The organism is Bartonella sp. AP30XZML (assembly GCF_042195945.1).
Classification (GTDB): domain Bacteria; phylum Pseudomonadota; class Alphaproteobacteria; order Rhizobiales; family Rhizobiaceae; genus Bartonella.
This window is the reverse complement of the sequence record NZ_JBHIPJ010000035.1, coordinates 14,881-36,909: the sequence shown is the minus strand read 5'-3', so window position 1 is coordinate 36,909 and position 22,029 is coordinate 14,881. Positions and strand designations below refer to the sequence as shown.

Annotated in this window: 15 protein-coding genes, 1 pseudogene and 1 riboswitch; of the genes and pseudogenes, 8 read left to right on the top strand and 8 right to left on the bottom strand. The window is 38.2% G+C overall.

Features of this window, described 5'->3' with window-relative positions:
• Positions 1-283: 283 nt before the first annotated feature.
• The 3 genes from ACFIL2_RS02330 to ACFIL2_RS02320 all read left to right on the top strand — a co-directional run bounded on the left by ACFIL2_RS02330 (position 284) and on the right by ACFIL2_RS02320 (position 3,539).
• Complete coding sequence (locus ACFIL2_RS02330) at positions 284-676, top strand: Fur family transcriptional regulator (protein ID WP_375612302.1); 393 nt, start codon at positions 284-286, stop codon at positions 674-676.
• 172 nt (positions 677-848) lie between these two features.
• Positions 849-1,943 (top strand): HlyD family secretion protein, encoded by a 1,095-nt coding sequence (locus ACFIL2_RS02325; protein ID WP_375680061.1) that lies wholly within the window; start codon positions 849-851, stop codon positions 1,941-1,943.
• Positions 1,944-1,967: 24 nt separating this feature from the next.
• Complete coding sequence (locus tag ACFIL2_RS02320; protein ID WP_375634787.1) at positions 1,968-3,539, top strand: DHA2 family efflux MFS transporter permease subunit; 1,572 nt, start codon at positions 1,968-1,970, stop codon at positions 3,537-3,539.
• A 1,071-nt stretch (positions 3,540-4,610) separates the two neighbouring features.
• Here ACFIL2_RS02320 and ACFIL2_RS02315 read toward each other — a convergent pair.
• The 3 genes from ACFIL2_RS02315 to ACFIL2_RS02305 all read right to left on the bottom strand — a co-directional run bounded on the left by ACFIL2_RS02315 (position 4,611) and on the right by ACFIL2_RS02305 (position 9,021).
• Entirely contained in the window at positions 4,611-5,195 is a 585-nt protein-coding gene (locus ACFIL2_RS02315) for a GNAT family N-acetyltransferase (RefSeq protein ID WP_375612299.1), read from the bottom strand.
• A 75-nt stretch (positions 5,196-5,270) separates the two neighbouring features.
• Positions 5,271-6,404 (bottom strand): type III PLP-dependent enzyme, encoded by a 1,134-nt coding sequence (locus ACFIL2_RS02310; RefSeq protein ID WP_375640757.1) that lies wholly within the window; start codon positions 6,402-6,404, stop codon positions 5,271-5,273.
• A gap of 1,699 nt (positions 6,405-8,103) precedes the next feature.
• Complete coding sequence (locus tag ACFIL2_RS02305; protein WP_375677088.1) at positions 8,104-9,021, bottom strand: rhodanese-related sulfurtransferase; 918 nt, start codon at positions 9,019-9,021, stop codon at positions 8,104-8,106.
• Between the two features lie 115 nt (positions 9,022-9,136).
• Here ACFIL2_RS02305 and eda point away from each other — a divergent pair, with 115 nt between their 5' ends.
• Positions 9,137-9,802, top strand: coding sequence for a bifunctional 4-hydroxy-2-oxoglutarate aldolase/2-dehydro-3-deoxy-phosphogluconate aldolase (gene eda, locus ACFIL2_RS02300; RefSeq protein WP_375633815.1), 666 nt, complete (start codon positions 9,137-9,139; stop codon positions 9,800-9,802).
• 2 nt (positions 9,803-9,804) lie between these two features.
• Here eda and ACFIL2_RS02295 read toward each other — a convergent pair.
• Together ACFIL2_RS02295 and ACFIL2_RS02290 are read right to left on the bottom strand one after the other, a co-directional pair.
• A pseudogene (locus tag ACFIL2_RS02295) lies at positions 9,805-10,232 on the bottom strand (ferredoxin--NADP reductase); the annotation flags it as partial.
• Positions 10,233-10,250: 18 nt separating this feature from the next.
• Positions 10,251-11,078, bottom strand: coding sequence for a ferredoxin--NADP reductase (locus tag ACFIL2_RS02290; RefSeq protein ID WP_375633816.1), 828 nt, complete (start codon positions 11,076-11,078; stop codon positions 10,251-10,253).
• Between the two features lie 805 nt (positions 11,079-11,883).
• Between ACFIL2_RS02290 and alr the strand changes: the two genes are divergently transcribed.
• Positions 11,884-12,999 carry an alanine racemase gene (gene alr / locus ACFIL2_RS02285; RefSeq protein WP_375633817.1) on the top strand — a complete coding sequence of 372 codons (1,116 nt, stop codon included), beginning with the start codon at positions 11,884-11,886 and terminating at the stop codon, positions 12,997-12,999.
• 1,541 nt (positions 13,000-14,540) lie between these two features.
• Here alr and gcvP read toward each other — a convergent pair.
• Genes gcvP through gcvT form a run of 3 tightly spaced genes read right to left on the bottom strand, consistent with a single transcriptional unit; the run spans position 14,541 to position 18,829 of the window.
• Positions 14,541-17,336: an aminomethyl-transferring glycine dehydrogenase gene (gene gcvP / locus ACFIL2_RS02280; protein WP_375680064.1), complete on the bottom strand. Its 2,796-nt coding sequence runs from the start codon at positions 17,334-17,336 to the stop codon at positions 14,541-14,543.
• A gap of 5 nt (positions 17,337-17,341) precedes the next feature.
• Positions 17,342-17,710, bottom strand: coding sequence for a glycine cleavage system protein GcvH (gene gcvH / locus ACFIL2_RS02275; protein WP_375618535.1), 369 nt, complete (start codon positions 17,708-17,710; stop codon positions 17,342-17,344).
• A gap of 6 nt (positions 17,711-17,716) precedes the next feature.
• On the bottom strand, positions 17,717-18,829 hold the full coding sequence (gcvT, locus tag ACFIL2_RS02270; RefSeq protein ID WP_375633819.1) for a glycine cleavage system aminomethyltransferase GcvT: 1,113 nt from the start codon (positions 18,827-18,829) through the stop codon (positions 17,717-17,719).
• Between the two features lie 136 nt (positions 18,830-18,965).
• A riboswitch (glycine riboswitch) is annotated at positions 18,966-19,063 on the bottom strand.
• 446 nt (positions 19,064-19,509) lie between these two features.
• On the opposite strand from gcvT, the gene ACFIL2_RS02265 reads away from it, so the two are divergent.
• From ACFIL2_RS02265 to ACFIL2_RS02255, 3 genes are all read left to right on the top strand, one after another.
• Positions 19,510-20,172, top strand: coding sequence for an LON peptidase substrate-binding domain-containing protein (locus ACFIL2_RS02265; protein WP_375610818.1), 663 nt, complete (start codon positions 19,510-19,512; stop codon positions 20,170-20,172).
• Positions 20,173-20,185: 13 nt separating this feature from the next.
• On the top strand, positions 20,186-20,392 hold the full coding sequence (locus tag ACFIL2_RS02260; RefSeq protein WP_273791466.1) for a Trm112 family protein: 207 nt from the start codon (positions 20,186-20,188) through the stop codon (positions 20,390-20,392).
• Between the two features lie 835 nt (positions 20,393-21,227).
• A complete protein-coding gene (locus ACFIL2_RS02255) occupies positions 21,228-21,608 on the top strand; it encodes a helix-turn-helix domain-containing protein (RefSeq protein WP_375680062.1) in 381 nt (126 codons plus the stop codon).
• Positions 21,609-22,029: the final 421 nt, after the last annotated feature.

The window sequence follows — 22,029 nt, the reverse complement described above, 5'->3', positions numbered from 1 at the left end:
GCCCAAAACAATACCAATAAAATATTGAACAAAAAATCCTATTTCAAGACATTATTGGCAACAAGCAATTATAGGCAAAATAAGAAGCGTATAAAAGTTTCATGCCCGATAGCAGCGGCTTTCAGATTATAATACCCCTCCCCTCACAACGATTGCAACTTTTCTTACATATCGCAAGGATGTCATGTAAAAGGCTAAAGATAGAGTACATATTCTATAATCACCATTGCATAAATATCTTACACACTTTATGCTTTTCCACGAGAGCAAAAGGAAGATGTCAATGTCATCTAAACTGACGCGTAACCAAACATTGGTTTTAAACACTTTAAAAAATGCAAAAGGGCCTTTAAGTGCTTATGCGATTCTCAATCACTTACGCGAAGAAGGTTTTCGTGCACCTCTCCAAGTTTATCGTGCGTTAGAAAAACTCGTACAATTAAAGTGTATTCATCGTCTTGAAAGTGTAAATGCCTTTATGGTCTGTTTACACCCTGAAAACTGTCAACATGAACTTACAACGTTTATAATTTGCGAAAACTGTGGCACAGTCAACGAAATACAAAATCAAACGATTGTATCGAGTTTAAAACAGATGGTTCAAGCTGTTGACTTCCAAGCACATAAAAGCACCTTAGAAGTACGAGGTCTTTGTAAAAAATGCGCAATAAAATAAGACCGCTAACTTGAAAACAAGATCTCTAACTTGCAAGTTTATATATTTAGCATTATGTACCAGGGATCGCCTTATTGTTTGAAAAGCTCTTATCGTCCGTGCATGTATATCACCCGATCTTAGTGATGGGTTTATTATACTCATTGGAAATAAATATTGAAAGTATAAAATCATGTCCGTAGCTGAGACAATTTTTTCAACCAAAAATTTCAATAAAACGCAAAAAAAGAAAGTAATCAAGGCTCTTCTTATTGTCTTTGCACTCTTTGTGCTTTGGTTTAGCTACAAATGGATAACGCAATGGCGTTATATGCTATCCACTGAAGATGCCTATGTACAAGGAGATATAGCCGCTATTGCGACTAAATTAAATGGATATATTGCAAAAATTGCCATTAAAGCCAACCAAGTTGTAAAAAAGGACGATGTTTTATTTTACTTAGACAATGGTGATTATCAAATAGCCTTGGATCAAACAAAAGCGCATCTTGACACACAGAAAAAAACACTTCTACGCATTGATGCACAAATCACAGCCGCTCATAGTGCTTTAGATGATGCAAAAGCGCAAAAAGCAGCCGCTTCAGCCATAGCAACCAATGCACAACTCATCTTAAAACGTGTAACAGAACTGAAAGCCAATCGTTATGCTCCTCAATCTGATGTCGATGATGCCAAATCAGCTTATGAACAAGCCATTGCAAATATTAACAGAGCAGATGCACAAATCGCTGCAGCACGTGCAAATATCCGAGTACTAGAAGCACAACGAAGTGAAACAGAAAGCCAAACAAAGAGTTTAGAACTTTCGCGTGAAAAAGCACAACGTGATCTTGATTCAACCATTATACGCGCGCCATTTGATGGAATCATAGGAAATTTAACAGCAAAAACGGGAGATTTTGTTGTAAATGGCCAACGTCTTGCAGCGTTAGTCCCCATCCATGCACTTTATATTGAAGCAAACTATAAAGAAACACAGTTGCAAAATATTCATGCAGGACAAAAGGCTTATATTTCTGTTGATGCCTTCAAAAAGCAGGTCTTTACAGGAACAGTGCTTTCTATTTCACCTGCAACAGGTGCTGTTTTTTCTCTTCTTCCTCCACAAAACGCTACCGGTAACTTTACAAAGATTGTCCAACGCATTCCCGTACGTATTTCTATTCCAGAAGAAGTCTTAAAGACCGGACATATCCGAGCAGGAATGAGTGTTTCAGTAGAAGTTGATACACGTACAAAACCACAAGATAAAAGTCTCTTATAATAACAAGCAAATGACCTCATTATTATGACATCTTCAATACCAAAGCCCATACAGTCTCAAGAGCGCATAGAAATCCGTAACATTGTGATTTTCATAGTTATGGCCTTTGGCATGTTCATGGCGATTTTGGATATACAAATCGTTGCCTCCTCTTTAGCCGAAGTTCAAGCTGGTCTTTCTGCAAGCTCTGAAGAAATTTCATGGGTTCAAACCTCCTATCTCATCGCTGAAGTCATCATGTTGCCCCTTTCTGGATTCTTAGGAAGATTGCTTTCAACACGTATTTTCTTCACCATATCAGCGATCGGGTTTACGATTACTTCTGTTCTTTGTGCAACAGCAACATCTATTGGAGAGATGATTATCTACCGTGCATTGCAAGGTTTTATTGGTGGAGGAATTATCCCAAGCGTTTTTGTCGCCTCTTATGTTCTTTTCCCTCCTTCCAAACGCCCAATTGTTACCCCTATTGTTGGACTAGTCGCAACATTAGCCCCCACTATTGGTCCAACGGTCGGAGGTTATCTTTGTCATATCTTATCATGGCACTGGCTTTTTCTCATTAATGTGCCTTTTGGGATTATTATTTCAATTCTCGCTTGGAAATTGATTGATTTTGATAAAGCAAATCCATCTCTCATGGCTAAATTTGACTGGTTGGGGCTCATTTCTATGGCTGTTTTTCTAGGAACTTTAGAGTATGTACTAGAAGAAGGCGCACGTCATGATTGGCTGAATGATAGACTGGTTCGGAATTTATTCATTATCATGATTCTTGCTGCCGCCTTGTTTTTCTGGCGTGCTTTTACAGCAAAAGAACCCATTGTAGATCTCTCTACTTTTTCTAATTTCAATTTTTCAGCTGCATCCATTTTTTCCTTTTCACTGGGGATAGGTCTTTATGGACTCACGTACCTTTATCCTGTCTATTTGAGCCAAATCCGCCATTATGATGCCCTTATGATTGGAGAAACATTGTTTCTTTCAGGATTCGTCATGTTATTAACGGCTCCCCTTGCAGGATTCCTTTCAGCACGAATGGATGCACGTTTAATGATGGCAATAGGACTTTTTGGTTTTGCAATAGGCACTTGGATGGCAAGCACTATCACAGATAAGTGGGATTTTTGGCAGCTTTTTTGGCCGCAAGTTTTCCGTGGTGCTTCTGTAATGTTATGTATGGTTCCTATTAATAATATTGCCTTGGGAACACTCCCACCAGAACGAATGCAAAATGCTTCTGGACTCTTTAATCTCACACGGAATCTAGGTGGTGCTGTAGGGCTTGCCATTATCAGCACTATCATGACAAAACGCACGGATTTCCATTATGAACGAATAGCCGAAACACTTAACCACGCAAACAGACAAGCAACTGAAATGCTTTCAAAGCTTACTTTATTATTCAAAACAGAAACCTTTGATTCCTATACCCTGGCTCTTTCTCAATTGTTTAATATGGTACGCATACAAGCAATGATTATGGCTTTTAGTGATATTTTCTTTATCATAACCATCATCTTTGGTGTTTTGACATTTATGACCATGTTTCTCAAAAAAATACCACCTCTCATGGATTCACCACCAAATCACTAAGCTTAATTAAAATTGAGAAATATTTTTTATCCTTATCACTTTCCTCGCTTCCTATGCACTTTACCTTTTCTCAAGAGACAGTATAAATAAATATGTGATTCTAAATGATTCTTCTGATAAAAATTCTTTTCAATGCAGGCTCTTTACGCACTTTTAAAATAACTTCTCACATACAAAAATTGTTTTAGATGATCGGTAAACAAAGATCTTACCTAACGTGCTCCACACTATAAAGATAAAGCAGCTATTTCTATAAGATTTTTGATTTATCACCATAGGGCACAAAAGATTAAAAGATTCTTGGCCATTTACTCTTTTGAGTCTTACAAGAATATTCATAAAAGATTTATGATTCTTGTGATTTTTATTCACGCACCTATTTCCCTTATAATGTGTAGGACAACGTTTTTTTGATTCTGAATGCAAAATTTTACATGAAAAAATCATTTTGTATTTGATCCTCTCATGCTAATTGCAAAACGATTTACCTTTATAGTAAAAAAGTAATTATATATTTTTTTCAAAAAAGCTGCTTTTGAACATGTAATTTTATTTTTTACACTCTTTTAAAAAAGCTGATACCTATAATTTTGATTCTACTGCTGCATATTTTTCTTTCTTAAGCCCCTTCTCTTTCAACAAGCGCTAAAATTGTATAAAATTTCTCAAAATATCTCTCTATTGAATCAATCAAAACCATTCCCTTGCACATAAAAAGCAAAGAAACAAAAACTGTTTAAGAAAAAAATAAAATATCCAACCGTTTCGATGCAAGATCTACCAACGATATTGAAAACTGGAAAATGTATGATGATACTGGCTTTTAAAGAATACAAAACCACTCAAAAATCCGGTTCCTTTAATATTATAAAATAGGACGCTATTTCAAAAAATGAGCTTAAAATATATTCCTACTCACTTAACTGAAATTATCAAAAATAAGAAACCAGCCATATAATAAAATCGCAATACAACTCCCCAAAAACTTTGTACCGCTAAATACTTTGGCTCTAGCCAAAACAGTATGCTCTCCTCAATGCCAGCTGTTGAAAAACAAAATAAACACGATCTTCAAGCCACTTTATGATGCTGAAAACGATTTGAAACTTCTCGTTCTCCACTAGGAACCAAAGTGCCATAACACCCAGAAAGATAATGTGGTATCAGTTCCAACGCTTGAAAGCGATGCTTTTCGTAAGGACCAGGCATTGCCAAATTTTCTGTTAAACTATTTGAAAAGCCAAAACGTTGATAAAATTCAAAATCCCCTACCAGCAAAATGGCGCCATATCCCAATTTTTTTGCTGTTTCAATTGCATGGCGGACTAAAATTGATCCTATTCCCATACCAGCACATTCAGATGCAACAGCCAAGGGGCCCAAAAGTAAAGCATGTTGTGTTTTATTTTTTCTTTTAGAAAAAGAAACATGCCAAAGACGGACACTTCCCACAAGCTCTCCAAGCGCATTTTTAACCACAAAAGAAAGTCCTTGAGCAGCTAACCGACCACGACGTAAAGCCTCTGATGATTTACGTTTACGTCCATACCCCATCGTTGAATCAAGCAAAATTTCTCGATAAGGCTTATCGGTTTCTTGCTCCAATAAAAGTGTAAAACATGCCCCATCTTTTGTTTGAAAGTTCATCATGTTCATCTCAATGACCGCCCTCTTATAGCGCCATGACGAGCATAGCAAAAAGTCTAAAAAAACTATAGTTAAAAGGAAACCTCAGATCACATATGATCGTAAAGGCTCAAAACCATTAAAAGCAACCGATGCGTAAGTTGTTGTGTAAGCACCCGTTCCATGAATCAATATTTCATCTCCTATCGTTAGGGATAGAGGAAGCGGATAAGGTGTTTTTTCATAGAGAACATCTACCGAATCGCATGTTGGTCCAGCCAAAATACAAGGCTCCATTACCTTATCATCATGAGGTGTCTCAATAGGATAACGAATGGCTTCATCCATAGTCTCAGCAAGACCATTAAATTTTCCAATATCAAGATAAACCCATCGTACATTATCATTATCAGCTTTTTTAGATATTAGAACAACTTCTGTACGAATAACACCAGCATTGCCAACCATCGCACGTCCTGGCTCAATAATCGTCTCAGGGATACGATTACCAAAATGCTTTTTCAATGAATCAAAAACTGCTGTACCATAAGCTTGTTCTGTAGGGACATCTTTCAAATAACGCGTTGGAAAACCGCCCCCCATATTCACCAACCTTAGTGAAATACCTTCTTGTTCCAAGCGCTTAAAAACTGTAGAAGCATCCGATAAAGCACGATCCCACGCACTCAGATCAACCTGCTGAGATCCAACATGAAAAGAAACACCGTAGGCTTGCAAACCCAATTGGTGTGCCCGTCTTAGAACATCAACCGCCATAGCTGGAACACAACCGAATTTGCGTGACAATGGCCACTCTGCACCTTTGCCATCGGTAAGAACACGGCAAAAAACACGTGTTCCTGGAGCAACACGCGCAATTTTTTCCACTTCTTCAACACAATCAACGGCATAAAGTGAAACTCCCAATGCATATGCTCGTGCAATATCACGCTCTTTTTTAATCGTATTCCCAAAAGAAATACGCTCTGACGTTGCTCCTGCTTTTAAAGCCATTTCAATTTCTGCAACAGAAGCCGCATCAAAAGAAGATCCTAAAGAACTCAGCAAACGCAAGATTTCAGGAGCTGGATTTGCCTTTATTGCGTAAAAAATACGAGACTGCGGCAGAGCTTTTTCAAAATTTAAATAGTTGTCACGAACAACATCAAGGTCAACAATTAAGCATGGACCTTCAGAACGATGTGTTGCAAGAAAATCGCGAATACGTTGCGTTGCCATCTGCAATTCTCCTTGAGGGAAAGCTCCCCCACTCTATGCTTGGACAGCCAAAGCTGCCAAAAGCTAAAGGACAAAAAACACACAACAACCATCCCCATTCTGATTACAAAAAATCAGAAATTAGCATTGCATGCAGCGAAAGAACAGCGCGAAGCCGCGTTATTCTATTTTATCTGCCTTTTTGATTGGAGTTGAGAAAACCACTTCCGCACTGAAGGCAATGAGGTGTGCCTCTATAGTTATCCCAGCATTTAAAAGCTGGAAGACACCAGAAAGGCCCGCACCGTCGTTGCTTCAAGATGTCCTCATTCTTGCAATTGGCTGTAAGAATGACTGGAGCGGTTAGTTCCAGGTACCGTACCGGTTAATCTCACCATTTGAGAACCAGCGGACACCCACAGGCACGTGCGACTTTGGGCAAGGCATCCTATAAAACGAATCCTTTCTCATTTCAATCATTTTTTTAATTTTAAACATTTTTTAATTCTTAAAGATAAAATGGTGCAAAAAAACAACACTCTCCCCCAGACAAAGCCATCCATCCGCTTTCATGAGATCACACCCCTTACATTATCCGTGCAACATAAATCACTGTCTTGTGTTTAAAGCCCCTCGTTTCTTTACCCTATTCTATCTCCTAATATCCGCAGCAGAAAATAACGCAAAATAAATTATTCAAAACTTAATTTATAATGACAATTTATTATTGTGCCCTTAAACAAAAATCCCATTATAAAATCCTCTTATTTCAACCCTCTTACAATGAATCAATTAAAATCATTCTTTTGCGCATCACAAATAAAAAACAATTGAAAAAAGGAGTACCTCTTATATATCCTCTCAAATGCAAAGATGACCAACATTGAAGACTGAGGATAGTAACGACTGAAGCACCATCGTCTTTAAAGATAACGTGTCCTTCCCCCAACAAAACGCCATCATCTTTCTCATTTACATCCTAAAAAACACCCCTACTTCCACATTCATTTCACAGCATCGCTTAAGCAAAATATCATGAAGAATTCCCCGTATAATATAGCTTGTATGATATAGATCAACTACATCTCACCCTCTTTATACTTATGAAATTAAAAACAAACGCTCCCATTCTATCTGCCAACTCCCAATATTGCAGAAACTCCTACATTGAAATGTTTCATAACACCTTATCTAAAATGATTTTTGTCCACACGTTGCTCCCATTTGCAACGTACAAGTGAATGAATTTTACGCGATTCGTTCTCATCTAATCTGAAAGCAATAAAGTTCACAATATTGAACTATTTTATTCAAATGAAAATAAATTATCATTATAAATTAATGTATTATATTAAATTCTGAAATCATAAACTCCTATTATCATTTTATTTTTTCCACCTAGCATCTGCTTTTTCATCTCCTCTTATTAATCACATCTTATTCATACGCTTTTCTCTTAAACTATAAATCTCCCTCCTCTGCGCTGTTGGTGAACGGCTTTTCTATTTTAAAATGAAAAGTATCTGAAAACTCAATCCTATAAAGTCAAGGAGAGCGAACAATCTATAATGATTATTTATAAGTCAAATAATTTAACATAAACAAAAAGACCGAATAATATCCGGTCTTATAAAATATTTTTCTACCAATATTAAAAAACTCTTCTCTCTTAAATTTAAGAGAAAAACGCTACAACTTAAAACTCTACACTGCGATATCCTTATGTCCCTTGATGAGAATCAATTGCACGCAACTTCAACAATTGAAATTGCCTATGGCGCTCACGAAAGCGCTCTCTATCGGCTTCACTACGCGTGTTATAACAAGCATCACAGGAAACACCTTCCTCATAATGAGGCGATAATTTGCTTTCAGCATTAAGAGGAGAACGACACGCACGACATAATTCGCGTCCACATTCTTCAAGACCATGTTGAACAGAAACACGCTCATCAAAAACAAAACACTCACCCCACCATAAACTCTTCTCTTTTGGAATTTTTTCTAAATATTTCAGAATACCTCCTTTTAGATGGTAGACTTGCTCATAACCAAGATCACGAACATAAGCTGTTGATTTTTCACACCGAATGCCGCCTGTACAAAACATAGCAATTTTCTTTTTTTTCTTTAACTCAGCCTCATGTTTACGCACCCATTCAGGAAATTCGCGAAATGTTTTAATCTGCGGATCAATCGCTCCTTGAAAACTCCCTATCGCATATTCATAGTCATTCCGTGTATCGATTAAAATTGTCTCTTCATCTTGAATAAGAGCATTCCAATCTTCAGGATCGACATAAGTACCAACAACTTTTAGCGGATCAACCCCTTCAACCCCCATTGTCACAATCTCTTTTTTCAACCGCACTTTCATGCGATGAAAAGGCATTTTTGATGCCCATGAATATTTAATCTCCGGCGTTTGAAACGCTGGCTCAGCCGTAATAAAACCCACCAATGCCTCAATCGCATCACAAGAACCAGCAACTGTTCCATTAATGCCCTCTTGTGCTAAAAGCAGAGTGCCTTTGATATCCTTTGCTTGACATAAATCCTGCAAAGGTTTTTGTAATTGATGATAATGCTTCAAATCTGCAAAGCAATAAAGTGCAGCAACTTTAAAATTCTTTTCCATGTGTTTTGCCATAACGCGCGTTTCATTCAATTTCAAGATTTATTCATGTACTCTTTAACATATTGTGCTTAATCAAACGATACAAATAATATCATCTCCAAGAAGAAAAAATATCATGTGCCAAAAAAGAAAAAAGCTTTTATTATATCTCCAAGGACAAACTGTCATACCTATTTTACTCATTGACAATCTACAAAGTGCTGTACCCTTAACACGCGCTCTTGTCAAAGGTGGATTAAAAACAATTGAGATCACCTTGCGAACACCAAATGCCCTCAAAGCAATTCAGAAAATCACACAAGAAGTCCCTGAAGCAATTGTTGGAGCCGGCACAATTCTCAACACAACACATTACGAAAAAGCCGAACAAGCTGGAGCCAAGTTTATTGTAAGCCCCGGATTATCCAATGAACTAATCAATTGTGCAAAAAATAGTGAAATTCCCCTTCTTCCCGCTGCAATGACCCCAAGTGAACTCATGCAAGCATTAAACAAAGGCTATTCATATCTTAAATTTTTCCCTGCTGAAGCTGCTGGAGGTATTTCCTTCATCGAAGCTTTAGCATCTCCCTTCTCTGATATCTGGTTTTGCCCAACAGGCGGTATTACACAAAAAAGTGCACCACAATGGCTCCAACTGCCCAATGTCTTCTGCGTTGGAGGTTCTTGGATAGCGCCCCAAAAACTTATTGCCATAAGTGATTGGGATTCGATTACTGCATTAGCATATACCGCATCACAACTTCCCTCTCCCTCGAAAAAAGCTCTTTCTACAATATAATGTTAAAGTGCAAGAATATCAGTCCCTTCAACAAGACCAAAGCTTTCACACATTCTTGCGCAACCTTTTAACATTGCCATGGAAACACAAATCATCACCCAATCTTCATCGAGATGAATTTGGGGAAGTGCTATTGTTTCAAAGCCGCTTGTTTCAAAAAAGCACCCACTCTCCATAACAGTCGTAATACGCCCCATATGCTCAGAAAGCTCACGAGTGGTCATAGGATAAAATTTCAACTGTTGTGCATATGCCCCACAATGAGTGGATCTTATTGCAAAAAGGAAACAAGATCTTTTGCACAAATTGACTCATTCTTTTCGCGCGTTATTTAAATAAGAACAACTTCTGAAAATTTTTCATAAATGTCAGGCTCACGAATAAAGCTTGCAAAAGAAAAAAACACGTACCGGTTTGAAAGAAGATAAAGCATCAACTTTCCCACTCATTACTCCACAAAAGCGCGCTCTACAACATAAGTAGCAGGAGCATTATTGGCCCCTTCAACAAGACCAAAGCTTTCACACATCCTTGCGCAATCTTTTAACATAGCCATGGAACCACAAATCATCACCCGATCCTCATCAGGATGAATCTTAGGAAGTCCTGTTGTTTCAAAAAAGTCCCCACTTTCCATAACAGTCGTAATACGGCCCATATGCTCAGAAGCTTCACGAGTAGTCATAGGATAAAATCTCAACTGTTGTGCATACTCTCCAATGAGTGGATCTTGTTGCAAAGAGGAAACAAGATCTTTTGCATAAATTAACTCATTTTTTTCGCGCGTTGTTTGAATAAGGACAACTTCTGCAAATTTTTCATAAGCTTCAGGATCACGAATAAGGCTTGCAAAAGGAGCAATCCCCGTCCCAGTTGAAAGAAGATAAAGACGTTTTCCAGGAATAAGAGCATCAAGCACCAGCGTTCCTGTAGATTTTTTACGCATGAGAACTGTATCACCAATTTTAATTTTTTGGAGATGCTCGGTTAAAGGTCCCCCTGGAACTTTTATCGAAAAAAACTCAAGCTGTTCATCCCAAAAGGGACTTGCAATCGAATAAGCACGATAAATCGGCTTTTCTGCATTTGGCAAACCGATCATAACAAACTCACCCGAACGAAAACGAAAACTTTCCGGACGATTCAGACGGAATTTAAATAACCGATCTGTATAATGACAAACCTCTTGGACAGTAAGGGCGAACACATTCTCAGGAATCGGAAAATTTGCAACGCTGCTGATGCTTGACGGAACATTGGTAGCAGACGTATTCATACTCTTCCCCATATCTTTATTGAACGTTAAATTTCGAATCTTTGACGTGATATAGTACTTGCACAACCATCTGCCAACAATTTTCTCAACACAAAAACCTCAAGGTTAACACTTTTATGTCAAAATTAAATAAATGAGTCTAGTGCACTCTATAAGCGATAAAATTGATTTCACTTAAAACCAATCAAAGACTAGAAAGTAAATACTGGATACCCAATCCATCTTGAAAACAAATAATATCCAAATCAACGAGTTTTCTAAATCAACAGTTTTAATGTATCAAAAAGTGTTTACACTGTTTTCTATTCAATAAAAATAATTTTAAGTGCATGAGACAACATCCAAAATTGCACAGATGAGTGATCTTCCCTCTCATGGTAGAAAACTTGTAATGCATTGATTTAACGTGGTTAATTTAATCATTTTACCTTCTCTAAATAAGAAGCCAATGCAATATTTAATCAAAACAATCACACCAGCAATAATAGTCTAACATTGCACTCTTCAAAATGATACAATACAATAAATTATGTTTATTTTTTTATATGCCTAAACGAGGGCAAATAAGTAAAAAAGTCTATGTTTTACAAATCATTAGAAGATACCATGTTGATAACAACACAAATAAAACTAAACTATCTCTTATATCCAGAGTACCATTTTACATAAAAAATGACTTTAATGGCAGCATAGGCTTCTTATGATTTTGACCATAGCAAATAGTGTCTTTCCCCTATATCGTAAAGAACCTCAATGAAACAACCAAAAAAACTCCGTATTTCACGAACACAGATAAGCTTTTAAAATGAACAAATCCGTTAATGATGAAATAAATACATCACTCTATACAGCTGTAGCAACCATCGATGTCAGTGCCATTGTTGCCAATTATATCACTTTAGCCAAACGTGTAGCTCCAACACAATGTTCAGCAGTTGTAAAAGCAAATGCCTATGGATTAGGAGCTCACAAAATTGCTCCTGCCCTTTATCAAGCTGGTTGTCGCACTTTTTTTGTCGCACAAATCAGAGAAGCACTCCAATTAAAAAGCATTTTACCATCAAATGTCACGATTGCCCTTCTGAATGGACTTCCACACTTAGCAGAAGAGTTTGTCGCACAATCTGGTATTGTTCCTGTTCTAAACTCTTGGAATGCCATTGAAAATTGGCAAAAAATTTGTCAAAAAAAAGATAAAAAATTTCCAGCAATTGTTCAAATCGATACCCATATGAACCGATTAGGACTGGATCAAAAAGAGTTACAAAAACTCATCAAACACCCTACAATTTTCGAAAAAGCAGAAATAAAATATATTCTTAGTCATCTTTCTAACGGAGAAGATGATACCCACCCATCAAATTATGCCCAATTGACTTCTTTCAAAACTATCCTTGCGCAATTGCCTGCTTGCAAAGTTTCCTTTGCCAATTCTGGAGGTATCTTTCTAGGATCAGATTTTTATTTTGATCTTGTTCGTCCAGGCATTGCACTTTACGGAGTTGATCCGCGGGGAAAACACCCATCACCTCTGAAACCTGTTTTAAAACTTGAAGCCCAAGTCATTCAAAGCCGCGTTGTTGATATAGGAGCACCTGTTGGTTATGCAGAAAGCTTTATAACCAACAGACCAAGCACTCTTGCAACCATTTCTATAGGCTACGCAGACGGCTGGCTCCGTGCTCTTTCGAATAAAGGAACTGTTTATTTCAACGGGCACAAACTTCCCATGGTTGGGCGGGTTTCTATGGATTCCATTATTGTAGATACGACCGATCTTGAACAAAAACCTCAAACTGGTGACTGGGTAGAGCTCATTGGTCGCCATCAAACACTTGAAAAAGTATCTATAGATGCCGATACCCTCCCCAATGAAATTCTAACATCTCTTGGCTCCCGCTATAAATACATTTACACATAAAAACTCTTTAGCCATAAAGAAATAAATTGATAAAAATCATCATTTTAGAAAATTGAGGGGCTTTTACAAAAGATTTTACAACAATCAACCACATAGAATGGTCATAGATACCGTACATTCACAGAAATCTCAAAACAGACAAGTTAATGGACTGTTTTATGGAAGTAGCTTTCATCTAAAATACAAAAACTTAGCCTTTCCCCATAAATTGACAAAAAAGAATCTACTACAAAGTTTTTAAAATTAATTTCCCAATTAAAATCATTCGCTTGCATACCACAAGCTGGACTATGTGTAGATAAAAATGATTTAAGAAAAGAATAATGCCTCTTATGAACCATAGTGCCAAGAGCTATAACATTAGGCGCTGGCAAAGTGTATGGATAGTGCCGGCTTACTCCGTTATGAAGCGTAAAGATTGGGGGATCAATAGATTTACCCTTACACCATTCACAAGCGCCGTCGCGAAATGGGATTAGGAGCGAAATATCTCTTTAAAACAAACATGTGAATTAACAACCCAAGTATATTCTTTTTGGAGCGTTCTGTTTTACATGAGGGTCGTGCCCCCATTAAAAAACACAATAAATAAAAGTGTGGAGCAATGTGCAATCCCCATTATTAAAAAAACATTGCTTTAAATGCTTTTGAAAGCCGCAAAGCTGAATTAAAAGGAGATGACAAACTGAGGATTGAGTTTTACCTTTACGGCTTTACATTTTCCCAAAATGAGATTGTCTTCCAGTTTCAAAGGTTACGTCAACAGAAATACGCAATCCCCTCGCCCTCATCTGACAGACAAAAGCTGGAACTACTCATAAAGCTCTTTTTTTCTCAATCTCTGACTCAAAACATGTGGCTGCGTTAAGTTTGGATGTTGATTTACAGGCAACAGCTAAAGCACACGAGCTCTTAGAAAAACAGCGCTGTAAAGTTACAAACTGACTTGCAATGAAGTGGAAAGATGTGCCGGCTTTTTATAAGACACCTTGTAAAAAACACCCATAATACATTTGGCTTTGCGTTTGCTCATTCTAACAGGTGTTTTTACATATTTTTGCGTCATATTTACAAAAAGCAGATTAAAGAGAAATATTTAGACAATTCTTGACTCGAAAAGATGCAACAACAGAGTTTCGCGTGTCTTTATCATCAAAAACACTAAAATTGATTTTATTCTTTCTACAACCGGTCGTCGTCACCCTAGTGAGAAGGAGTATATCACAACACATGCAACAGACGTGACCCTATCCCCCGTAGGTTTCGCTCTCGTTTACGTGAACTAGCTGGCGAGACCGATGCCGCCTAGTCACTAAAACCATGCCATACGGTAGAAGGCAAAGGAGAGCATGCCTATTGCCGACAAAACACAGCTTTTTGTCGACTTTTTTGATTTTGCTCATGTTATAAAAAAACAATGCAAAATTCTAGAAAATAGACAAATAATTCCATAGTAACATGATCAACAAGCATAAAACCCACACAAAATGTGTGGGCTTTTTTGTTTATGCAAATAAACAAATTAAATACATATTTGTTATTTAATAGGTATTTCCCAATGGCGGGCACGAACAAATGAGCATTCTGTCTCCCGCAACATTATCAATACGCGATACAGGAGGCCAATATTTATTGGCTGGATCAAGAAAACTGTTGGGAAAAGCAGCTTCTTGTCGCGAATAGGGTCGTGCCCAAGCATCATCTAAAGTATCTGCCACTGTATGAGGGGCATTCACCAATGGATTATTGTCTTTTGGCCAAACCCCGCTACCAACTTTCTTAGCTTCTTCAGCAATAGAGAGTAAAGCATCACAAAAACGATCAATCTCTGCTTTTGGTTCCGATTCCGTTGGCTCAATCATCAAAGTTCCCGGAACAGGAAACGACATCGTGGGCGCATGGAATCCATAATCAATGAGACGTTTTGCAATATCATCAACACTCACCCCATACTGCTCTTTCAACACGCGTGTATCCACAATACATTCGTGCGCAACACGTCCATGCTTGCCCCGATAAAGAATGGAATAAGCAGCTGAAAGACGTGCAGCAATATAATTGGCATTTAAAATGGCTATTTGTGTTGCATATTTTAAGCCATCAGCCCCCATCATTCGAATATACATCCATGTAATCGCAAGAATAGACGCACTTCCATAAGGAGCAGCCGAAACCGCATGTGTTGTCCCATCTTGTTCATGACCTGGTAAGAATGGTTTGAGATGCGCTGCAACTCCAATTGGTCCCATACCAGGACCACCACCACCATGAGGAATAGCAAATGTTTTATGAAGATTCATATGACAAACATCAGCGCCAATATCCGCAGGACGAGCAAGACCAACAAGGGCATTGAGATTAGCACCATCAAAATAAACTTGTCCGCCATTTTCATGAATAATAGAACAAATTTCCTTAATACTTTCTTCATAAACACCATGGGTTGAAGGATAAGTAATCATGAGAGCGGCCAATTTATCTTTATGCAATTGCGCTTTCATCTTGAGATCGTCTACATCAACATCACCATCGCTTAAACATTTTACCACAACGACTTCCATCCCTGCCATATGGGCCGAGGCTGGATTGGTACCATGCGCAGATGCAGGAATAAGACAAACTGTACGTTGATGTTCTCTCCGTGATTGGTAATATCGTCGGATAGCCAAAAGCCCAGCATATTCACCTTGAGCACCAGAATTTGGCTGAAAAGAAACTTGCGCAAATCCTGTAATTTCGCACAACCACGCATTTAACTGGTTTATCATCTCCAAATAACCCGCTGCATCCTCTTGTGAAACAAAGGGGTGTATATTGGCCATGCTAGCCCAACTTACAGGCATTAATTCAGCCGCGGCATTAAGCTTCATTGTACAAGAACCAAGAGGGATCATAGCGCGATCCAGCGCCAAATCCTTATCCGCCAAACGACGCAAAAAGCGCATCATATCTGTCTCTGAATGAACCGCATGAAAAAAAGGCTGAGAAAGAAAAGCAGCATCCCGTTTTTTTCCAAAGAGTCGTGGAGAAACCCGATCGCCTAATTTTGCCCCAAAAAGCTGCGCTAAAGCACCAGCATCTTCTTCTGTCGATAATTCATCAAAATTGATTGCAATAGTGTCATCATCGAGAACACGAATAAGGCGCCCACCTATTTTGGCTTGATGCGCAATTTCTCGCGCTTTTCCCTTAACAGAAATACTCACACAATCAAAAAAGCTTTTCCCTTCAACATGAACCCCTGCTGCTTCTAAACCAGCAACAAAACGACATGTTAAATGATGAATTCGCTGCGCAATTTCTTGTAAGCCTTTTGGCCCATGCCAAACAGCATAAGCGGTTGCCATATTAGCCAACAAAGCCTGCGCTGTACAAATATTTGACGTCGCTTTATCGCGCCGAATATGTTGTTCACGTGTTTGCAAAGCTAAACGAAAACCAACGCGTCCTTTGGTATCCACGGATTGACCAACAATACGCCCTGGAATAAGACGCGTTAACGCATCACTCACGGCAAGGTAACCAGCATGTGGACCACCAAATCCCATCGGAACGCCATAACGCTGCATAGAGCCAACAACGATATCTGCCCCCCATTGAGAAGGTGGCTCCTGAAGGGTAAGCGCTAAAGGATCAGCTACAACGATAACTAAAGCTCCCTTTTCCTTTGCCTCTTTTATGATCTCACTGTAATCATGAAAAGAGCCTTTTGTATCTGGCCAAGATAAAACAATTGCCGCTGTATCAGAATCAATTTCGCCATTTTGGCTAATCTGAATCCCTTGTGTTTCAGCACGCGTTTGCGCAACACTCAAAGTCTGAGGGTGTAAAAGACTCTGAAGAGAAATTTTTGTTTTTTTCTCACGGAAAAAGCGAAAAGCAAGGGCATTGGCTTCAGCTAAAGCAGTTGCTTCATCAAGAAGGGAAGCAGCAGAAACAGGCAAACCTGTTAGTTCACTAACCAATGTCTGAAAATAAAATAAAAGCTCTAAACGACCCTGGCTAATTTCTGCTTGATAAGGCGTATAAGCAGTATACCAAGCAGGATTTTCAAACAGATTTCGTAAAATAACCGGAGGCACATAAGTTCCATGATATCCTTGCCCAATAAAACTTTTGTGCACATGGTTACGCTCCATCATCTTGGAGAGTTCTTCCAAGGCTTGTCCTTCACTAGCAGCCTCTGGAAGATTCAATGAACGTCCCAAATGGATAGAGTGTGGAACAGCTTGAGAAATGAGTGTATCAACACAATCAAGCTCTAAAACATCAAGCATTTTTTGTGTTTCATCAGGACGCAGCCCAATATGTCGAGAAGAAAAAGAACGCTCGATCATAGTACTCATCCAATCAAAGCCTTATAAGCATCTTTATCTAACAACCCCTCCAGTTGTGTCTCATCCTGCAATGTCATTTTCCATAACCAGCCTTCTGTTTCGGCTTTCTGATTTACCAATTCAGGATTATCAGCCAAGGCTTCATTTATTTCGACCACTTCACCATCAAGAGGAGCATAAACATCTGAAGCCGCCTTCACTGATTCTACAACAGCCGCCGCCTCTCCTTTGGAAAGTTTTGTTCCACTTTGTGGTAAATCAACAAAAACCAAATCCCCTAATTGCTCTTGCGCATAATGCGTAACCCCAACAGTCACCACTTGCCCTTCAACGCTAAGCCATTCATGGTCATGTGTAAAATAAGTTTTAGACATAAAAAATCATCCTTTAAAATAACGTTGTTCAACAAAGGGAAGAGAATGAACTGATAATACAATCTTTTTGCCTCGCAGTTCTGTAAAGACTTGTGTCCCTTCAACTTTAAAATCAACAGGAACGTAACCCATCGCGACAGGACCATCAAAAGAAGGACCAAAACCACCTGATGTTACAATGCCAATCTCATTACCTTGATCATCAAGAAGCAGCGCACCGGCACGAATAGGTTGGCGCGTTTGCGGTTTTAATCCAACACGACAACGAGCCGGTCCTTTTTGCAGTGCTTCAAGAAAAGCCTTTGCACCATAAAATTGTGCTTTTTCTCGAACATTTTTAGGAACAGCCCATGTTAGAGCCGCATCAATAGGTGTCGTATCAGGGGTAATATCATTTCCATGCAAACACAGCCCCGCTTCCAACCGCAAGCTATCGCGTGCTGCAAGTCCAATCCACTCAACACGAGAATCACTCAGCAATTTTTCAGCCAACATATGCGCATGCCCTATAGGCAAAGCAATTTCAAAACCATCCTCTCCCGTATAACCAGAACGCGTTATAAACCAATCCTGTTGTGGTTCGAATCCTTGCATAAAGAACAATTCATTCCCTGGTAAATCGGCATCAGCAAGAACGGCTGCCGCTTCAGGACCTTGAAGCGCAAGCAATACCCTTTCAAGGGCAATCACTTGACATTCAAAATCAACCGCACGCTTTTCCAATTCTAAAAAATCAGCCTGTGCATTCCCAGCATTGGCGACCAACATAAAACGACCCTCTTCCAAACGGGTAATAATAAGATCATCAAGAATACCAGCCTGCTCATTAAGCAAATAATTATACCGTGAATGCCCAATCTTTAAAGCTGCTGCATCAATGGGAAAAGCATAGGACAAAAATTCCACAGCTTGTGCCCCTTCAACCGCAATCAATTTCATATGAGAAATATCAAAAAGTCCTGCATGTGCACGCGTATGAAGATGCTCTTTTAAAACGCCAAGAGGATAAGTTAAAGGCATGTTCCAACCCGCAAAAGAACCAAATTTTGCTCCTGCTTTTTCATGCAAATCATATAAAGGAAGTGTTTTTAAAAAAGATGTTTCTTGTGCTGTGCCCATAATAACTCCAAAGCTGCGCTAACGCCCATAGAATATGGTCGTCTCTGCCCCCTCTGTCATCAACCTGAGAGACTCGCGAAAAGATCTTTCGCTTACACCTTCGGCGCGGGTTTTCCCGACTTTCCAGATCTGCCTTCTTCCTTTTACGGTCCTTAAAGCCTGAGAGATTATGGGCTATTTCCCCTTCGGCGGCAATGCGAAAATTTGCAATCTGCACTCTCCCGCAAAAGAATGAAAGAAACGATAACGCTCTTTCCAGCATATTTAAACCTATAGCCTATCTTTATCACACTGTCATTAGTAAAGTGATGAAAATGTTCTCATTTTAAAACTTGCATAAGCTGCTTCAAAAGATTTATAATATTATCCTTTTGAACCTTACAAAAATTGCAAGGAACACATTTTAGGAAATTTAAGACAAAAATCAAAAGCTATAAACAAAAATACCTCTTGAAAATCATACAAAACGTCACACACTAAAAAGATCGCAAAGCAATATTCTTTCGCGCGCAGTTCAACCTTAAAAATAGGGTTTCATATTCTTTTTGAGAATAAGGACTTCAAATATTTTATAAGTATGATTTTAATGCACAAGAAGTAGGTTTTCTGCTTTCTCAATAGTGTCATAAATAGCGACTATTTACAGACTAAAACTACCGAACAAAGGTGACAAAATACTCATGAAAGCTGGTAATATCTCTTACAATTGCGAAAATGATCTTCCAAAACAAATTGCTCTTTTTCCTTTAGAAGGTGCACTCTTACTACCCGGTGGTTTTTTATCACTCAATATTTTTGAACCAGAATCACTTGAAATGATTGAAAATGTTATGGTAACTGATCGTCTATTGGGCATTATTCAACCACTTTCATCGGATACAGATCGCTTCTCTACACAACTTTATAAAACAGGCTGTATAGGGCGCATTACAAACTACAGTGAAACAGGAAATGGACAACTGTTCATTATCTTACAAGGTGTTTGCCGCTTCACTTTAGAACAAGAATTGAAAAACACAAAATCCTATCGAACAGCTCTCATCCAATCAAACATAAAAGACTTGCAAGAATTTGATATTGAAGAAAGCATTAACCGAGAGAACTTACTCGACGTTGTAGAAAAATATCTAACCATACATGAAATGGAATATAATTGGAGCAGCATCATAGAAGCCCCTACACCTATATTGGTTAATGCTTTTTCAGCTCTTATCCCCTTTACACCAGCAGAAAAACAAGCTCTCCTTGAAGCTCCAGATATCGAAAGCCGTGCCCAAACTCTTCTTGCATTAACAGAACGCTCGCTCATGAAACAAACAGGAACAGATTACCGCTTAAACTAATGAATGTCCAAACATGAAAAAAATGACCACAGATCCCAAAATGCTCGAATTGCTCGTCTGCCCAATGACGAAAGGCACGCTCTCTTTCAACCGAAAAACACAAGAGCTCATTTCTCTCAAAGCCAAACTTGCCTATCCTATTCGTGATGGCGTTCCCATTATGCTTGCCTCAGAAGCGCGCCCTTTGCAAAACAATGAAGAAATAACGCATAAAAAATAAAAAATCCTCATGCAATTTCCTTCTACAAGCCCACTGTTATCAAACCTCTATATCCATATGGTCTCTCAATATTCACGTATTCTGAGAAAAGGCATTTTACAATAGAGAAATACACTGATTTAAAAGATATTTATATCGCTTTACCCCTTGCAATCAAAGCCCCAAATAGCACAGCTTTTCTCGTTTCAGTCTATTCATTCTGAAGCAATAAAAAACATTCGCTTGCACAACACAAATATCTGAATAAAAATAACTGAAAAAAGGATTCAAACAGCCCTTGTTTTTACCCACACGGCCCACCCGCTTATGATGTACAAGCAAGCGATTTTAATTAATCCAACATGAAAAGATTTGTGATGAGAGGTTTTAAGATATTCCGCTTTGTATTTTTAGTTAAAAAGAATGATTTATCATAACAAATCAATTTGTTGATCTATCGCGAAAGTACAATATAAAAGCACTTACACTAAATCAGGAGGGGAACATAAGTACAACTGGACATTTATGTTTTTATGACATTCCTATAAGCTTTATAGGCTAAAAAATACGCTTTATTTGCTTGGAATAAGCAATTTGAATTTCAATTGACGATTGAAAATAATTTCCTTATGAATGAAACTTGTGTTTTGGTTATATACGCAACGATCAATAGGTCCTAGATGCCCGAAAAACTCAAACACGAAAAATGAACCCGCTTTGCAGACATCTCTGAGTTCCGGAGATTCTTGTTATGTCCAAGTACTTTAAGCACTAAAAGCAAGAGGCTGACTCGGTTTCAGCACTTCCAGACCCCGGATACTAATGCGAGGGCGCTCGCAACCGGAGGGGAAACAAAGTGCAAACTAAAAATCTACATTTTTACGATATTTCTTTAGGCAAAAAAAATCGCTTCAGAAGAAACGTCATGGGGTTTTCTCAAAAACAATTAGGAAGTCATTTAGGCGTAACATTCCAACAAATCCAAAAGTATGAAAAAGGCTTAAATCGCGTAAGTGCAAGACGTTTACAGGAAATTGCTCATATATTAGATGTTCCCGTTTCCTTCTTTTATGTTGATGGCGCAAAAAAAGAAGAGAACCTCTATCATTGTGATGACAGAATAGCAAGCAAAGCAGAATATTTACTTTTAAAAAATTTCAGAATACTGACCCGCAAAAAACAAAGAGCAATTTTGCAGTTGATTTCTGATGAAAAAAATAACCCCTTATTTTCATAAGTTCATTGCAAAGATAATCAAAGTCCTTAATAATCTTGACAAGAATTGTGACTGTCTCCCCACACTTCATGAGAATGAAAATGCTTAATCTAATCTGATTTGTAAATAATCCGAATTCTAACGAGTTTAACTTAGAAATAGTGCATTGATTTATAATGATAATCTAACGTTATTGATATTGAATAAGTGTTTCGAATATCGTAAAATTCTTTCATTTCAAATTTGTTCTATATTGAATCAATCAAAATCTCTTGTTTGCACATTACAAGCAAAGTTGGCGTGTGAGTAAAAATGTACAAAAAGGCATACCTCTTATTGAATCGTCTCACAAACCAAGAGCTGTAACGACATTGGGTGCTAAAAAATGTATGAGGTGCTAACTCGCTCTTTTATTAAACATAAATATGTGAGTGTTCAACGA

Excerpts from the sequence above, each read along its gene's own strand:
- ACFIL2_RS02330 (WP_375612302.1), top strand. The coding sequence starts at position 284 with ATGTCATCTAAACTGACGCGTAACCAAACATTGGTTTTAAACACTTTA.
- ACFIL2_RS02325 (WP_375680061.1), top strand. The coding sequence starts at position 849 with ATGTCCGTAGCTGAGACAATTTTTTCAACCAAAAATTTCAATAAAACG.
- ACFIL2_RS02320 (WP_375634787.1), top strand. The coding sequence starts at position 1,968 with ATGACATCTTCAATACCAAAGCCCATACAGTCTCAAGAGCGCATAGAA.
- ACFIL2_RS02315 (WP_375612299.1), bottom strand. The coding sequence starts at position 5,195 with ATGAACATGATGAACTTTCAAACAAAAGATGGGGCATGTTTTACACTT.
- ACFIL2_RS02310 (WP_375640757.1), bottom strand. The coding sequence starts at position 6,404 with ATGGCAACGCAACGTATTCGCGATTTTCTTGCAACACATCGTTCTGAA.
- ACFIL2_RS02305 (WP_375677088.1), bottom strand. The coding sequence starts at position 9,021 with ATGGAAAAGAATTTTAAAGTTGCTGCACTTTATTGCTTTGCAGATTTG.
- eda (WP_375633815.1), top strand. The coding sequence starts at position 9,137 with ATGTGCCAAAAAAGAAAAAAGCTTTTATTATATCTCCAAGGACAAACT.
- ACFIL2_RS02290 (WP_375633816.1), bottom strand. The coding sequence starts at position 11,078 with ATGAATACGTCTGCTACCAATGTTCCGTCAAGCATCAGCAGCGTTGCA.
- alr (WP_375633817.1), top strand. The coding sequence starts at position 11,884 with ATGAACAAATCCGTTAATGATGAAATAAATACATCACTCTATACAGCT.
- gcvP (WP_375680064.1), bottom strand. The coding sequence starts at position 17,336 with ATGATCGAGCGTTCTTTTTCTTCTCGACATATTGGGCTGCGTCCTGAT.
- gcvH (WP_375618535.1), bottom strand. The coding sequence starts at position 17,710 with ATGTCTAAAACTTATTTTACACATGACCATGAATGGCTTAGCGTTGAA.
- gcvT (WP_375633819.1), bottom strand. The coding sequence starts at position 18,829 with ATGGGCACAGCACAAGAAACATCTTTTTTAAAAACACTTCCTTTATAT.
- ACFIL2_RS02265 (WP_375610818.1), top strand. The coding sequence starts at position 19,510 with ATGAAAGCTGGTAATATCTCTTACAATTGCGAAAATGATCTTCCAAAA.
- ACFIL2_RS02260 (WP_273791466.1), top strand. The coding sequence starts at position 20,186 with ATGAAAAAAATGACCACAGATCCCAAAATGCTCGAATTGCTCGTCTGC.